This is a genomic window from Paenibacillus sp. A3M_27_13, from assembly GCF_024213315.1.
Taxonomy (GTDB): domain Bacteria; phylum Bacillota; class Bacilli; order Paenibacillales; family Paenibacillaceae; genus Paenibacillus; species Paenibacillus polymyxa_B.
Map to the genome: position 1 here is coordinate 925466 of NZ_JANAVE010000002.1, position 16140 is coordinate 941605.

Genomic DNA, 16140 nt, shown 5'->3' on the forward strand with positions numbered 1-16140 from the left:
TGCCAAGCACGATTGGAAGGCATTTTTTAGAAAGCTAGTGGAGGTGTGTTCATGTATGTCCTCGCAGGTGGAAATATCCGGGTATGACCCGCAGTGGGCTGAAGAGTATATGCGAGAGCAAAGGAAAATTGTAGAGGCTCTCAAAGATGTATGTGTCGGCATAGAGCATATCGGTAGTACGTCCGTTCCTAATCTGGGAGCCAAGCCTATTATTGATATTATGGTTGGAGTAGAAGAGTTGGCAAGTCTTCAATCCGAACATCGAGAGCGTCTACAAGGGTTTCAATATGAATATGTACATAAGCCTGATTTTCCAGAGAGAGCTTTCTTTCGCCGTGGAGAATGGGGAGCTGGGACTCATCACTTGCATATTTACAAGTATAAAGGTGAGCATTGGGAAAACCATCTATTGTTCAGAGATTACTTAAAAGCGCATCCTGATAGCCTGCGAGCGTATGATACTTTAAAAAAAGATTTGGCGTACCAATTCAAATATGACCGTGCAGCGTATACCGAAGCCAAAGGACCATTCATTCGGAAGGTGATTGAGCGGGCGAAGCTTGAAAGATATAGGCAGGGACAGATGAATTCTTAGTACGCATGGACAAGGTGGAGGAATGATGAAGAATATGATGCTTGATGCACAGGTAACGCCGAATGGTTTAAAAGACAGAATGATGCTGCTGTCAGCGCTGGACATTATATTGTCCCCAGAAGATTGGTTACGCACGTATCGTATGCAATCTGAATGGTCTGGTGATGTATGCCTGGGTGAGGTGAACAACGGCGCTGGAGATACGATTCATATGCTATGGACGCGTGGAGGTGTGCTGTTGAAGGGTTTTGACCACGAATCCCCTGTAAGTCCTCATGCGAGAGACGAATATGAGGTCTGGCCGGGCATGTACGACGGTGTGCCTGATGATATGATGGAGCTCTTGGAAGACGAAGCGCTGGAGAAGGAGGACGTTACCTTTTGTATGTGGAGGGAAGCGGAAGATAAGGAGTGGCGTATGGGCAATGCGAACATTCCCGAGGCGTATGACGATGGCTCATCCTTTTTGCTGGGGAAAATTATAGTTACACCGGAGGAATATCAGGATTGGGCTGAAAGTTACTATGAGTTGCCGATTTCTCTAGGGGTGGTAAGCCAGATTTTCAACGGCGTTCCGGTCACTGCACAGATGATCTCTGCGCTTCATCCACAGCGTAACGTTACGGAAGCGATAAAGGAGCTAAAGCAGCTTGGCGTTCAGGTGCATGAAAGCTAAGAATACAGATTTGTTTTTCTTGACAAGTTTTGTATATAATACAGGAGAAATGGCTGGGTAATCACCTCGAATTAAAGGAGCTGTGTTGAAGATGTCCAAACGTTTGATTCCTTACATCACGATGGATGGAAATGCAAAAGAAGCAATCGAATTTTATGAAGAGGCATTGGATGCTCAACTGCTTTTTATTCAAACCTTTGGGGAAATGCCGGAAAACCCCGATTTTCCCATTCCCGCAGAGGTCAAGGAACGTGTGGGACATGCTACCCTTAAAGTGGGTGAGACAGAGCTCATGTTTTCTGATACCTTTCCCGGATCACCGTTTAGCAGCGGGAATCAGGTGAGTATCTGTATTACAACCGATAGTGTGGAGCAAGCTCAAAAAATGTTTGATGCTCTACAGCAAGGAGGACAGGTGGGAATGCCTTTGCAGGAAACCCATTTTAGTCCCGCTTATGGGAATGTAACAGACAAGTTTGGTGTCACCTTTCAAATGTTCACAGAGGCTCGGTCTTAAGAAATGGAAAACGGCTCGATTCCGCTACTTTAGCGATCTGGCCGTTTTTTTTACGTATAGTTCAATTCCTAGAATAAATAATGATTTTAATATTGTTGAAATAGAAACAAAAATATATTATATTATGTTGTTAATGCACCAACGGGTGGGAGGACAGGCCATGAACAAAGAAGAACAGGTCATAATGGGCTTCAGGGACTTATATAACAAGATGGTTTGGCTTAATAAGGATAAGATGGAAGACAGTCTTAAGGGTTATAAGTCTTCTGAAGTACATTGCATCGAATACATTGAAAGAAATGTAGATTCCAACGTGACAAAACTTGCGGAGTCCCTTTATATGACTAGCGGTGCCATAAGTAAAATAACTAAGAAGCTCATAAAAAGAGGCATTATCGAAAGCTACCAGAAGCCGGATAACAAGAAAGAAATCTATTTTAGGCTTACGGAGCAAGGGAAAGTAATCTATAAAATCCATGAGGAACTGCACAAAGAGTTTCAAGAGCGGGATAAAGCTGTATTTGAGCAGGTAACTGAGGAGCAATTTGACAGTATGATTAGCTTCCTGGAAAAGTATAGTAGGCATTTGGATGCAGAAATAAAGAAACAGGGTGTAGATATTAAGTCGGAATAAATTTGAATAATGAAAATCAAACCACAGGCAGCTGGGTTCTATTGAGAACGGGCTGCATTTTTTTTGCTACTGTTTTGTTGCCGAGGAAGCAAAACTGTGATACGATATTTTTGCTTCCGAGGAAGCGAAATAACAATTTTTGAGGGGAGAATTTAATGTTCAAATTTAGATCACACCATGAACAGAACACAGAACAAACCGTAGATAAACACGCTTTAATATTCGGTCTTATCTCTGTGTTTCTTTGCGGAATAGGCTTCAGTATCATAGCACCTGTCGTCCCATTCTTAGTACAGCCTTATATAAGCAATCCGGGACAACAAGCTATCGTTGTCACGCTGCTGACCTCTGTTTATGCCTTCTGCGTGTTTTTTGCGGCCCCCGTACTTGGAGCTCTGAGTGACAAATATGGCCGTCGTACATTGCTCTTAGTATGCCTTTTGGGTTCCGCAATCGGGTACTTGGTTTTTGGCATAGGAGGAGCTCTATGGGTACTATTTGCGGGACGCATAATAGAGGGGATAACAGGTGGGAGCATAAGCACGATCTTCGCATATTTTGCAGACATCATTCCTCCAGAACAGAGAACCAAATACTTTGGATGGGTGAGTGCGGTTGTAGGTGTAGGCACTGTCATTGGCCCAACTCTAGGCGGATTACTTGCCAAGTTTGGTTATTCTGTACCTATTTATTTTGGAGCAATCATAACTTTATTGAATGTTGTTTATGGATTCTTTTTTATGCCAGAGAGCCTTGCCAAGAATAATAGACTGAAAGAGATTACCTTTGTAAGACTGAATCCACTTACACAGCTTGCAAACATACTTTCCATGAAAAGCTTAAAAAGGCTACTTGTCTCGGCGTTCTTACTTTGGATACCCAACGGATCTTTACAGGCCGTTTTTTCACAATTTACAATGGATACCTTCGGTTGGAAGCCTGCACTAATCGGACTTATGTTTTCAATTATGGGCTTCCAAGACATCATTTCACAAGGTTTCATCATGCCAAAGCTTTTGATAAAATTTAATGATAAACAGATAGCAATTCTTGGAATGGTTTCGGAGATTATAGGCTACAGTCTTATTGCGCTATCTACTTTGTTCTCATTCTATCCTCTTTTTATCGCTGGAATGTTTATATTTGGTTTTGGTGATTCGATCTTTGGGCCTTCATTCAATGGGATGCTCTCCAAGTCTGTCGATTCTAGTGAACAAGGAAGGATTCAAGGAGGTAGTCAATCTATTCAGGCTTTAGCAAGAATGATTGGGCCTATCATTGGAGGTCAAATCTATGTGTCACTTGGTCATGCCGCACCCGCTTTTATGGGTATGATCCTTATAGCAGCGGCAATACCAGTTTTATATAAGCGAACGCAAGTAAATGAGGATTTTGCAAAAATCCCATAAGCGACTTCCAATGAACAAGATATAGATCGAAATGGTATAGTTCGTCTATATCTTGCACTTCGGAGCGACTGGAATCGAATTTTGCAAAATCCTGAAATATGTAAACTATCTACTTTGTTTACAGTCTGAGCCAACCGCATGCGGATGGCTCTTCATAGTATCACCTTGCTAAATTAATTTCACGTATTTGTACTTATACGCTAAAATTAAAATCATCATCTGTCAGCGGCTCTACATTCATCGCCCGCACATAGCCGTTTCCTTTTTTAGAAAAGAAATCATGCTGCTTAGTGTGGGTGCTGATACCGTTGAATACAATGGGATTAACTTCTTCTTCTTCAAACAGTGGATCAAAGCCCAAGTTCATCATGGCCTTGTTGGCGTTGTAGCGCAAAAAGACTTTCACATCGTCTACGAGTCCAATAGGAGTGTAAATTTGCTCGGTGTATTGTTCCTCGTTATTGTGCAAGTAGCGGAGCAAGCCTACCAGCGTCTGGTAAAGATCACGTTGTTCTTCCTCGGCCAATTCTGCATAAATCTCCTGTGCCAGTACACCTACGTACACACCGTGAATACTTTCATCCCGCAGGATCAAATCGATAATTTCTCCACTGCATGTCAGCTTGCCCTGGCCCGCCAAATAAAGAGGGTAGAAGAAGCCGCTATAAAATAAATAGCTTTCTAACAGCACCGACGCTGCCATAGCGAGATACAGGTCTTTGGGTGTGTGGATATTCATATAATACTGACGAATGGTTTCTGCCTTGGTTTGGAGATGTGGATTTTCTTCCACCCAGCGGAACACACCGTCAATTTCTTCCGTGGAAGCTAGCGTTGTAAAGATGCTACTGTACGACTTGGCATGAATTTGTTCCATCATCGCCATAAAGCTTAGTACGGCTTTGCGTTGCAGTCCGTCCACATGCTCCATAATTTGCGGCATACCCACGCCGCCTTGAATGGTATCCAGTAGCGTCAATCCGCCCAGCACCTTCATGTAGGCTTCTTTTTCGATATCACTGAGGGTTACCCAGGACATTTTATCGTCAGACAACGGGATTTCATCATCCGTCCAAAATTGCATAATGTTCTGGTTCCAGAACATCAGTGTGAAATCATCGTCCGAGCGATTCCAGTTTACAGCTTGTATACCTGTCATTGTTAGCATTCTCCCTTCAGCTTGCGAGATTCCCTGGAAACACATATTGAAATAGTGCAGGCGAATCATCGTATGCTTGACATACGGAAGCTGTATCCGCGAGGGTCTTGTCCAGTCCCGTAAAAGGTCTGAACCACACGCTGGATACAGCTTCTAATGCAAAGCATCCATATCTATTCAAAATCTAATTTTTATACTACAGTTTGTTACCATTTATGTTTTAGATGGAGCAGGTGAGGCACTCTTCCACAGACAGCTTTTTGGTGCGTGTGTAGTATAACGATTTAAGTCCTTTGTGTGCGGCGTACAGATAGCAACGTGCTAACTGACGCGTAGTCACGTCACTATTCACATGAAGCACGGTCGAAATCCCTTGGTCCACGTGCGGCTGGATTTCTGCAATCAGATCAAGCACTTTGAACTGATCCATTTGATAAGCGGATTTATAGAAGAACACGTTATCCTTTTGCAAATAAGGCATTGGATAGTAGGTCGTCGAATTGGCATAGGTACGGGTTTCAATCTGCTCAACAATCGGCATGACGCTGGATGTTGCATTTTGAATGTACGAAATGCTAGCAGTCGGCGCAATTGCCATACGATAGGCGTGGTACAGGCCATTTTTCATCACATTTGCTTTTAATTTGTCCCAGTCCGCTGAAGTCGGAACATAGATGCCTTTGAACAGTTCTTGCACACGTGCAGTTGTCGGACGATAATCTGTGTTCAGGTATCGGTCAAAATATACGCCTGTCGCATAATCCGATTCCTCAAATCCATAAAAGCTTTGTCCAGCTGCTTTCGCGATTTCCATACTCTTTTCGATGGAATGATAGTTCATCGTCATGAAGAAGGTACGGACAAAGTCTTTTGCTTCATTGCTTTCATACGCAATTTTGTTTTTGGCAAAGTAGCCGTGCAGATTCATAACACCCAGACCGACGGAGTGCATTTCACGGTTCGCTTTCGCAACACCTGGTGCATTAGCTACTTGGGTCATATCGCTGACTGAAGTGAGCGCGATCATACCCTCATGAACAGATTCGCGAATTTTACCATGTTCCATCACATTTACAATGTTCAGAGAAGCCAGATTACAGCTCACGTCCCGGCGGATAGTATCCTGTTGTCCGTAATCTGTAATTTCGGAAGTTTCCTGCAACTGGAAGATTTCCGTGCATAGGTTCGACATCTTGACTTGACCCACGTTTTTAAGAGCATGTGCCTGGTTCGCGTTACTTTTGTTCATGATATATGGATAACCAGACTCCAACTGAATCATGGCAATTTTCGTCAGCATGTCACGTGCGCTCATCGCTATTTTTTTCTTCACCCGATCGTCAGCAAGCAGCGTGTCGTACATTTCATCCAAATCCATGTCGTCCAGATGCGTTCCATAGGCTTTGAACACACTGTAAGGAGCAAATACATGCAGCGGTTCATTATCTTGAGCCAGCTTGTAAAAGCGGTTTGGCACCAGTAATCCAATAGAAAGTGTCTTGAGACGTACTCTTTCGTCAGCATTGATTTTTTTGCTATCCAGGAACTCAAGCACGTCCCATCCGAAAATGTTGTAATAGGCTGCGCCAGAACCTTTACGTTGTCCCATTTGATCTGCGTAGGAGAAGCCGTCTTCCATCAGCTTCAGCACAGGCATTATGCCTTTTGCTGCGCCTTCTACACCCTTAATTGCTTCACCGCGTGCCCGCAGTTTCGACAGGTTGACCGCAACACCGCCCCCGATTTTGGACAACTGCATGCAGGTGTTCAGCACATAGTTGATTGAGTTCAGGGAGTCGTCCATTTCGAGCAGGAAGCAGGAAACCAATTCCCCACGGCGGCTTTTGCCTGCATTCAGGAAGGTTGGTGTCGCTGGCTGGAGACGTTGCTCCATCATCGAGCGGGACAACAGGCGTGCCGTATCGGCGTTACCGCGTCCTAAATGCAGCGCGACAGCAGCAACCCGGTCAGGGTAATGTTCCAGATAGACTTTACGGTCGTTACTCTTCATTGCATAGTCGGTATAAAACTTGGATGCTGCCATATAGGAAGGGAATTTAAAATTATAGCTATGAGTGATATGGAAAATATCATTAATTTCGTCAGCCGTGTAGCTGTTATAGAAATTTTCGTAATAATCATTCTCAATCATATACAGCACTTGAGCGGCTGTGTCAGCAAACTTCAAACTCCGTTCCTGAACTTCCTTCATAAATTCTGCTACAGCCTCTTGGTCCTTTTCCAATTGGAAAAAGCCGTCTGTATCGCGTTTCATCAACATGTTGTTCAATTCAATATGCCGCAACTCGGCTCACCTCCTGTTTAAAACGCTCTACATCTCCGAACGTTCCAGATAATTCAAATTTACTAATTACGGGGACATTATAGTGGTCGGCAATCAAATCCGCACTTTTGGCAAATTTCTCACCCCAGTTACGATTGCCGCTTGCAGCTACACCAACAAGGTTTTGTGCATTTTTTTTCAAAAAGGAAGATACCCTCTCAGGTATCTGCCCAAACCCGGTTGTATATGTAATAAGTACGTAAGGTTCTTCTATAGTCATTTGCTCCTCGATCTGAACCGCTGGAAGCTTGAGCTTGTTTATAAATCTTTTTACATTGCCGGTCTTGGAATCATATGCAATCAGCATGGTATGCAACCTCCTTAAACAATTAACGAAAAAAGAAAACGGCATTGCCCGAGATCCATCATAGCTGGAAACCCTTGCTGGCTGTGCCATTTAAAATTTTTGACTCTATATTTACATGTATTTTCATACCTGTATCTTCAAGATATCGGGCATAAATACGTTTTTTACACTATATTTAGAGTACATTCTCTATTTTATATCTATATATAGTTTTGTCAATCGGTCTAGAGGGGATCAGCGGACCCAGATCGGGTATAAGTCCAAGCGGGGTACGGAAAAGAGCGAAAGAACTTTTTTTTCGTAAGTATGTTAAAAAAGTATTGGAGTTTTTGAGGGTGAAGATGTACGATTTGTCAATGGGCAATAGAATGGAAAATTTACATTTTACTGTAGAAAGGATGAAGCAGATGGGAAATGATTTTATGGAATTTCAATCGTTTAATATGATCTTTTTTATCGTATTTGGACTCATTGCTATTGTAATGATTATGGGAATTGTCAAAACGATAGGAGCGGGCCTGTCCAATCAAGCAGCCGAACGGATACAACGTTCATGTAAGGTTGTGGATAAACGGACGAGAGTGCGTGGGGGATCAGGCGATTTTTCAGCTTCGACATATTATTATATCACCTTTGAGTTTGACGGGGGTGAGCGTATGGAGCTGGAGGTGAAGGATACGGACTTTGGTATGATTGTGATCGGGGATCGTGGGGAGCTTCATTATAAAGGTACACGTTTTCTGGAGTTTGTAAGAGTAATGGAAGCATAAAGGTGTTGGCGGGGAGTTAGTATTGCCAAAACAAATACATAATTGGAGGGAAGATTACGATGCCGCATATCATTGGAAAACGAATTGTATTGAGAGAATACCGTCAAGAAGATGTACCAGCTATCCGAAAATGGGTCAATGACCCGGAAATCACACGTGGTTTAAGCGACGTGTTTATCTACCCGCATTCACAGGTGAATAGCGAATCCTTTTTGCAGATGATGATTGACGGCAACCCCGAGATCAAAGGTTTTGTCATTGCGCATAAAGACACACTGGACTATATCGGACAACTGGATTTATTTAAAATCAACTGGGTAAATCGGCACGCCACCCTTGGTGTTGTGATCGGGCGTGACGGTGACTTGGGCAAAGGCTACGGACGGGAAGCGATCCGGCTGTTACAAAAATTTGCATTTCATACACTGAATCTGCATCGGCTGGAGCTGGAGGTCTATGCGTTCAATGAACGTGCACACCGTTGCTATTTGGCATGCGGCTTCAAGGAGGAAGGGCGGCTACGGGAAAAGCTATTCAGGGAAGGGCAATACTATGACATTATTCAGATGGGGATTTTGCGAAGCGAATACGAGGCTGCAGAGCAAGCGACGGAATCCTAAGAGTGCAATCTCATAAGCTATTTTACTCCGTCAGCTTTCTTCAATTTTTTATGAGTGAAATCACGGGGACTACGCTCATCCTTTTTCTATTAGCTAAAGGACTTTCTTTGCAGAGTGCAAACTTCTTACTAGTTGTATTCTTTGTAAGTATTTTTTTGTTTGAGATACCCACAGGGGCTATTGCAGATAAGTATGGAAGAAAAATTTCTGTTATTTTGGGACTTTGTTGTTTTCTACTCTATAGTGTGTTGTTCGTTTGGACAGATCATATCGGGGTGCTTGTGTTTGCGCAAGTCTTTGGGGGTCTGGCTATATGTTTACAATCAGGTTCGTTGGAATCATGGGTTGTGGAAAATAGTGATAAGCCCATGGAAGTTCTTTTTACAACCTCTAACAGTATACAGTACATTTCGGGATTTATTTGTGGTCTGTTGGGGGCCTTCCTCGCAACTTTTAACTATTCACTTCCATGGGCGGCTAGCATTTTATCTATTATTGTATGCATTTTTCTATGCTCCTTTTATATGGATGAGGAGAATGTTGCTCATCGAAAGACGTCTACTACTCGCATTAAAACGATTATCGGAGAAAGCGTCCGTATCGGTTTTGAAAATAAGTCTATCTGGATTGTGTTTATGATTGGCTTATTTATCAGCTTTTCGAACTCGGCGGGGAATACATTTCAACAGCCACGTCTGGTTGGCCTTTCTGAACAAGGGATTTGGATTATGGGGTTTATCAAGGCAGGGTATTCACTATGTATGACTTTGGGAAGTTACCTGGTTCGAAAGCTAGGCGCACGATACAGTGATGTACATATACTCATGTATGCTTGCGGTATGATTGGGATATGGCTCATTTTAGCCGGTGCGTTCAACACATTTTATCCTGTACTGCTTACCTTTTTGATCTATGAAATTGGGCGCGGCATGTATCCGGTTGCCAAACAAATTTTTCTGAACAAAAGAATCTCTAATGAGTATCGTTCTACACTACTATCTCTGGATTCTGCGATTTCACAATTAGGCATGTGCGTAGGTTTAATCGTGACAGGTATCATCAGTCGTAATTTTACGGATTTGTCTTCCGATCAAACACCTATTCAAATATCTTGGGTGATGTGTGGCGGGATTGCGTTGATTCCTATCATTTTATTGTTTCACGTCAATCGTGTTTCAGGCAAAAGTAATTCTTGGAAAGAAAAAGAAACCAAACAGAATGTTTAATATAAAAGTTAATGTAGAAGGGCTGAACAGCATGGTCTGTCAGCCCTATAATATTTCTTTAAAAAGCAAACCCTATTTTTCGCCGTACCACAGTTTCAGGCGATTTTGGATTAGGCCAGTGTAGATTTCTTCAGCTTTTGGCACACCCGCCTGATCCAGCTCTTGGAGCATGCGGTCATACACAGCGTCGAACTGATCTGGCTTGGCGAGTACGGCCTCAGGAATCCGTTTGCGTACAATGTCCTGCGACTTCTGATAAATAACATTGTAATTTGTATTGGTCGGAACAGGCATGTTGTAGGCAGCCCCCCACTCTTTTACCGGAAAATCCTTTTCGTTCGGGAACAGGTCTTTCCACGTCTGGGCTTTGTATGCCTGAAGGGACTCTTTTTCGATTTGACTATAATTTTCGGTAATCATCTCCGGATAATTGGTTGTGTAATAGTTGCCAGAAGGGTCCTTTACGCTATCGCCGTAATGTGGCCCCCATATCCAGTACAAACCGATACCTGACTCTCTGCTAAAAGAAGCATTATCGGTGTTTTTACGTTGTTGCACATCCGCCGGAATGACTCGTTTGCCGTTCTCTACGTTGTAATGCTGGCCTTCAATTCCCCAATTGCGTAAAATTTGTCCTTCGTCGGAGGCCAGAAAATCCAGAAACTTGATAGCTCGCACCGGATTTTCACATGAGGTTGTAATTCCGATCCCGGATGCGGTATCGAAGCCAATGGGTTGAAGGGAATGATCCTCGTATTTCTCATTTAAAGTGACTGGAAAATGGGCGTAAGTGAATTCATCCTTACCTGCTGCCTTGAGCGCATTTTCGGCATCTTGATAGTTCCATTCCTGATCAATGAGTCCGATGACACGGCCTGCGGCGATTTTGGACTTATACTGATCACTTTTTTGCACAAAAGTATCCTTATCCAACAGTCCTTCATTGTACATATGGTTCAACCAACGGAAATATTCACGTTCTTCTGGGCGCTTGTAGTGAAGAATGGCTTTGTGTGTTTTAGGATCAATATAATATTCGCCATCGTCGGGTCCACCTGTAGCAGTAACAGCCGGGTTAGTCACTGTAATTTGAATTTTCCAGTCTTCGGCATCAAGTGATAGGGGGATGGTTCGCTGGCCATTGGTAGTAGGGTATTTGGCGACATAATCTTTAAGTGCTTTTTCAAAATCTTGAACGGTGCGGATTTTAGGATATCCAAGCTTCTTAAGTGCCTGATGCTGGATTTCGAAGCCGGCTTGTGCATCAAACGCGATGTGATCCACACCCAAATTGGTCGGGATCGTGTAGATGGCTGGATCTTCACTACTATATTTAATACGATTAAAATAGTCTCCATAGACTTTCTTAATGTTAGGGCCGTATTTATCAATGAGATCTGTTAAGTCAATGAGTGCTCCGGCATCGACCAACTTGCCAATGTCTGATTTGGGGTACACGAGATCTGGATACTCTCCGCTCGCTGCCATTAAAGCAAACTTTTCCTCGCCTCGACCATTGACAGCATGTTCGGCATTTAGCGTAACGCCCGTTTTCTTGATAATTTCCTGCCCGACAGCATCCTTCATGTTGTTCCAGTTAGAGCTGGAATCACCGCCAAAGAAAGTAAATGTAATAGGGCTGGTGTCATTAGGATCTTCCTTTTCTGCCTTACTGCTTGTTCCGTTCGCACAGCCCGTTGTAACGAGCAGCAGCAAAGACAGGAGCAGGATGGAGCTCTGACGTACCGACCTGTTCATGAACATTTGCAAATCCCCCTTAATAAGTATGATTTACACAATGTAAGTGCTTTCAATAGTAAATTGTAGGAAATAAAAAACCTCACGTCAAGTTATTTATAATTGTTTGTTATGCGGTTTGTTTTTTATTAAGCAAACATATTTTGGTGGAGGGTGTGGATTTGTACAAATCTATCATTTGATGATCTAAAACAAAGTATGCTACGATGGTACCAGTTTATAGGTACACCCGTGTATTAGAAAGATTAAGGTAGAAAAAGACTCCGAATAGGGTTGGGTGAGAAGATGCGTGGAAAAGTAACGTTGCAAGAAATTGCGGATGCGGCGGGCGTTTCAAAGTTCGCTGTTTCGCGTGCACTGTCAGGCAAACCCGGTGTAAGTGAAGAGACAAGGGCGGTTCTGGTCAAGCTTGCTGCCCAGATGGGCTATTTTCGCAATCATCCCAAAATGACAGGGGTAGAGCCTCGGGACACAGATCCCAGAGAATGGTCGGGTACCGTGCTAGTGTTATTTCCGAATATTAGGTACCAGAACAGGGAATCCAGGTACTGGGGGCCTGTATTTGAAGGGATTTCCGAGCGTCTGAACCGTAAGGGTATGGATATGATCACGTTAACGGAGCCCTCGACTGAAGATACGTTTTCTCTACTGAACCCGGAGGCGATTAAAGGGATTATCACAGTAGGAACGATTTCAACTTCGTTGTTGCTGAACATTTATCGGATGGGTATTCCGGTCGTTATGGTAGATCATTGGGATTCTGCATTTTTAAGTGATACGGTGTTTACAGATAATCGCACATGCATGAGTGAATTAATGAAGGACTTGCTGTGCAGGGGCTATACCCGCTTTCAGTTTGTGGGTCATATTGATGACGCTCACAGTTTCTACGAACGCTGGGAAGCTTGTCGTTCCACACTGGAAATGAGCGGAGTAGAATTGCGGCAGAATAAAGCCCTTCTTCACGGAGGAGCGCAGGCGCTTGCTGAGGAAATGGACAAGTTGTCTGAGGACGAACTGCCTGAGGTTTTTGTATGTGCTAATGATGTGACTGCTGCGCAAGTCGTGGATGTGCTGAAAGAAAAGGGGATTGACGTTCCGAGGCGTTGCGGAGTGACCGGGTTTGACGATACGAATGAACAAATGCCGATTTATGCCACGGTGAGAGTGGATAAGGAATTGCTGGGAATGCGTGCAGTGGACCAGTTGTTGTGGCGCATAACGAACCCGGACTCGCCTGTCGAGAAAAAATTGCTACATGCTGAGCTATTCGTACGGGAAGTTCATGCACCCCGGATCAGTCGGGAAAATGATGACCGTGAGCGTTCCATCAGCACAATCACATATAGTTAATGTCCAGATACGTGTTATGACACCATACACCGTGGAGACGAAGGAGGTCGCTTTTAGCCTGTTTAGGGGCAGAGGGCGACTTTTATTTTGTATTTTGTCATTTGTTCCAAAAAACAATTGACTAATTTGTTAGCTTGATGTTATTTTTGTTATGTTACTGATGAATCCAGATGTTCCCAATCATGCTTATAGGGAGGCTTGTGACGATGGTTAATGTGATAGGGTTGGATGGCTGGAGGTTTAGGGAAGCACAAAGTGATGAGTGGCTCAGCGCGAAAGTGCCGGGTTGTGTGCATACCGATCTTTTACGACATGGCAAAATTCCTGATCCGTTTATCGGTATGAACGAGATGGAGGTACAGTGGATTGATAAGCAGGATTGGGTATATGAAGCCCATTTTGAGATAAATGCAGATCAGCTTCAATGTCAATGTGTAGAGTTGGTGTTGGAAGGTCTGGACACATACGCGGATGTAAAAGTGAATGGTCAATCTGTCTTGTCAGCCAATAATATGTTTCGGGTATGGAGACAAGATGTGAAGGCATTTGTTCAGCAAGGGGAAAATCGGCTGGAAATCAGTTTTCGTTCTCCGATTGCTGAAGATGTACCCAAGCTGGAAAGCTTAGGTTATGGACTCCCTGCACCCAATGATCAGTCCGAGATAGGTGGTTTGTCCGACAAAAAGGTAAGCGTTTTCGCACGTAAGGCTCCCTACCACTATGGTTGGGATTGGGGACCGAGGCTGGTGACGAGCGGTATCTGGAGAGAGGTCCGGATCGAAGCGTGGTCGGGTCTGATCGTGAGAGACTTGTTTATTCGACAGGACGAGGTGAATTCGGTAGGGGCTAAACTCATGGCAGTGGTAGAGATCGAAAATGCAGATGAGATTAGAGATGCCAAGTTGCGTATTTCCGCTGACGGGAAGGTGTGGTCCAAGCCAGTTCGGCTGCTGAAGGGGAAGCAGACGGTGGAGCTGGAGCTGGAGATGAAGAAGCCGAAGCTGTGGTGGTGCCGTGGGCTGGGGGAGCCGCATCTATATACGTTTGTGGCCGAATTGGTGGAACAAGAACAAGGAGCTGTAATTGCGGAAAAATCAGTAAAAACGGGACTGCGTTCCATCCGTCTTGTACGTGAACGGGATGCAGCAGGAGAGAGCTTTCATTTTGAGCTGAACGGAATTCCAGTGTTTGCAAAAGGGGCTAACCATATTCCGAATGACAGCTTTGTCACTGAAGTTACGCTGGAACGATATCGGTATGAAATTGCCAGTGCAGCAGCCTCGAATATGAATATGTTGCGGGTGTGGGGTGGCGGTATTTATGAACAAGACGTATTTTATGAGCTTTGTGATGAATACGGTTTGCTCGTGTGGCAAGATTTTATGTTCGCCTGCAGCATGTACCCAGGGGATGAGGATTTTATGGACAATGTGGCACAGGAAGCCGAGGACAATATCAAGCGGCTGCGTCATCATCCCTGCATTGCCTTATGGTGCGGGAACAATGAGATCGATTCTGCATGGGCGCATTATGAAGAGAACGGAGGCTGGGGGTGGAAAAAGGACTACACACCTGAGCAACGGGAGCGCCTGTGGGATGATTATGAAACGCTCTTTCATCGGATTCTACCGGAGGCGGTACACACTTGGTCTGCGCAGACAGCATATTGGCCCTCCTCCCCACTGATTGACCTGACGAGAGATCGGAACCAGCATGCCCATCGGTCTTCAGCTGCAGGTGATATTCATTATTGGGGTGTATGGCACGCGTCTGAGCCGTTTGAGAATTACCATGTCCATGTGGGTCGTTTTATGAGTGAATATGGTTTTCAGTCCTTTCCAGAATACAAGTCCGTTCGTACTTATGCGGAAGAGAAGGATTTGGAGCTGGAATCTGCGGTGATGCTGGCACATCAGAAGAACGATGCGGGCAATCGTCTGATTAAAGAATATATGGGGCGGTACATGCGAGAGCCAAAGGATTTTACAAGTTTTCTTCCCATGAGCCAAATTTTACAGGCAGAAGCAATGAAAGCAGCTATAGAGGCGCATCGTCGTCACAAGCCCTATTGCATGGGAACATTATACTGGCAAATGAATGACTGCTGGCCCGTTGCCTCCTGGTCGAGTATGGACTATTTTGGTCGTTGGAAGGCGTTCCAATATACGGCTAAGCGCAGCTTTGCCGATGTGCTGTTGAGTGCAACAGATACAGAACAGGGGAATAAGGCACTGCATCTGGTCAACGATACACTAGAGCCGATATCAGGTACGCTGCGGCTGACGCTTTTGCATATCCGTAGCAGCCAGGCTATTCATGAAGAGAATGTTAAGGTAAAGCAACCAGCAGGCGGTGCAGGAATTGTACATATACTGCCTATCGACAAATGGCTGAGTGGCCTGAAGCGGGCGGAGCATATGCTGGTCGCGCGTTTGACGCAGAATGGTGAACAGGTGGCCTCTGGTGAAATTTATTTTGCAGACACAAAAGAGATGGATTTACCGCAGGCAAAAATTGAAGTGACAGAGATTCAGGGAAGCGGGGGCAGCAGATTCATGCTGTGTTCGGATGTACTTGCTAGACACGTGTGGCTATCGGCAGAGCAGGAAGGTATTTTCAGCGACAACCATCTGGATCTGGCTCCTGGTATTCCAAAAACAGTGGAATTTTTGGCTTTGCGCAACGGTGCCTCAGTATTTGAGGCAGCTGCGCCGGGTACATTGACAGTACATTCATTGGTCAATTGGATACAAGGTTAGACAGAAGTAAAAG

Annotated in this window: 14 protein-coding genes; 10 read left to right on the top strand and 4 right to left on the bottom strand. The window is 44.3% G+C overall.

The genetic code is table 11. From position 1 onward, the window contains the following. The first annotated feature begins 55 nt into the window (after nt 1-55). From NLX82_RS10820 to NLX82_RS10840, 5 genes are all read left to right on the top strand, one after another. Nucleotides 56-595 (top strand): GrpB family protein, encoded by a 540-nt coding sequence (locus tag NLX82_RS10820; RefSeq protein WP_053325183.1) that lies wholly within the window; start codon nt 56-58, stop codon nt 593-595. A 25-nt stretch (nt 596-620) separates the two neighbouring features. Then, on the top strand, nt 621-1271 hold the full coding sequence (locus NLX82_RS10825; protein ID WP_028542792.1) for a hypothetical protein: 651 nt from the start codon (nt 621-623) through the stop codon (nt 1269-1271). Nucleotides 1272-1362: 91 nt separating this feature from the next. Further along, entirely contained in the window at nt 1363-1788 is a 426-nt protein-coding gene (locus NLX82_RS10830; RefSeq protein WP_053325184.1) for a VOC family protein, read from the top strand. 160 nt (nt 1789-1948) lie between these two features. Beyond that, nucleotides 1949-2422, top strand: coding sequence for a MarR family transcriptional regulator (locus tag NLX82_RS10835; protein ID WP_023988081.1), 474 nt, complete (start codon nt 1949-1951; stop codon nt 2420-2422). A gap of 155 nt (nt 2423-2577) precedes the next feature. Continuing rightward, entirely contained in the window at nt 2578-3831 is a 1254-nt protein-coding gene (locus tag NLX82_RS10840) for an MFS transporter (protein ID WP_254348013.1), read from the top strand. 193 nt (nt 3832-4024) lie between these two features. Here the strand turns inward: NLX82_RS10840 and nrdF are convergent, their stop codons facing one another. The 3 genes from nrdF to nrdI all read right to left on the bottom strand — a co-directional run bounded on the left by nrdF (nt 4025) and on the right by nrdI (nt 7641). Continuing rightward, the gene (gene nrdF, locus NLX82_RS10845; protein ID WP_028542789.1) at nt 4025-4990 is read right to left on the bottom strand and encodes a class 1b ribonucleoside-diphosphate reductase subunit beta; all 966 of its coding nucleotides are present in this window, start codon (nt 4988-4990) and stop codon (nt 4025-4027) included. Nucleotides 4991-5210: 220 nt separating this feature from the next. Then, nucleotides 5211-7295 carry a class 1b ribonucleoside-diphosphate reductase subunit alpha gene (nrdE, locus tag NLX82_RS10850; RefSeq protein WP_028542788.1) on the bottom strand — a complete coding sequence of 695 codons (2085 nt, stop codon included), beginning with the start codon at nt 7293-7295 and terminating at the stop codon, nt 5211-5213. Further along, nucleotides 7282-7641, bottom strand: coding sequence for a class Ib ribonucleoside-diphosphate reductase assembly flavoprotein NrdI (gene nrdI, locus NLX82_RS10855; protein ID WP_016819181.1), 360 nt, complete (start codon nt 7639-7641; stop codon nt 7282-7284). The genes nrdE and nrdI overlap by 14 nt, the downstream gene beginning before the upstream one ends. 407 nt (nt 7642-8048) lie before the next feature. Here nrdI and NLX82_RS10860 point away from each other — a divergent pair, with 407 nt between their 5' ends. The 3 genes from NLX82_RS10860 to NLX82_RS10870 are packed head-to-tail and all read left to right on the top strand — an operon-like array spanning nt 8049 to nt 10257. After that, nucleotides 8049-8411 (top strand): DUF2500 domain-containing protein, encoded by a 363-nt coding sequence (locus NLX82_RS10860; RefSeq protein ID WP_023988085.1) that lies wholly within the window; start codon nt 8049-8051, stop codon nt 8409-8411. A 59-nt stretch (nt 8412-8470) separates the two neighbouring features. After that, on the top strand, nt 8471-9031 hold the full coding sequence (locus tag NLX82_RS10865; RefSeq protein ID WP_028542787.1) for a GNAT family N-acetyltransferase: 561 nt from the start codon (nt 8471-8473) through the stop codon (nt 9029-9031). 2 nt (nt 9032-9033) lie between these two features. Beyond that, a complete protein-coding gene (locus tag NLX82_RS10870) occupies nt 9034-10257 on the top strand; it encodes an MFS transporter (protein ID WP_028542786.1) in 1224 nt (407 codons plus the stop codon). 72 nt (nt 10258-10329) lie between these two features. Here the strand turns inward: NLX82_RS10870 and NLX82_RS10875 are convergent, their stop codons facing one another. Next, on the bottom strand, nt 10330-12021 hold the full coding sequence (locus NLX82_RS10875) for an ABC transporter substrate-binding protein (protein WP_254348015.1): 1692 nt from the start codon (nt 12019-12021) through the stop codon (nt 10330-10332). A gap of 279 nt (nt 12022-12300) precedes the next feature. Between NLX82_RS10875 and NLX82_RS10880 the strand changes: the two genes are divergently transcribed. Together NLX82_RS10880 and NLX82_RS10885 are read left to right on the top strand one after the other, a co-directional pair. Continuing rightward, on the top strand, nt 12301-13368 hold the full coding sequence (locus tag NLX82_RS10880; RefSeq protein WP_076156968.1) for a LacI family DNA-binding transcriptional regulator: 1068 nt from the start codon (nt 12301-12303) through the stop codon (nt 13366-13368). 206 nt (nt 13369-13574) lie between these two features. After that, complete coding sequence (locus NLX82_RS10885) at nt 13575-16127, top strand: beta-mannosidase (RefSeq protein WP_254348017.1); 2553 nt, start codon at nt 13575-13577, stop codon at nt 16125-16127. The last annotated feature ends 13 nt before the right edge of the window (nt 16128-16140 follow it).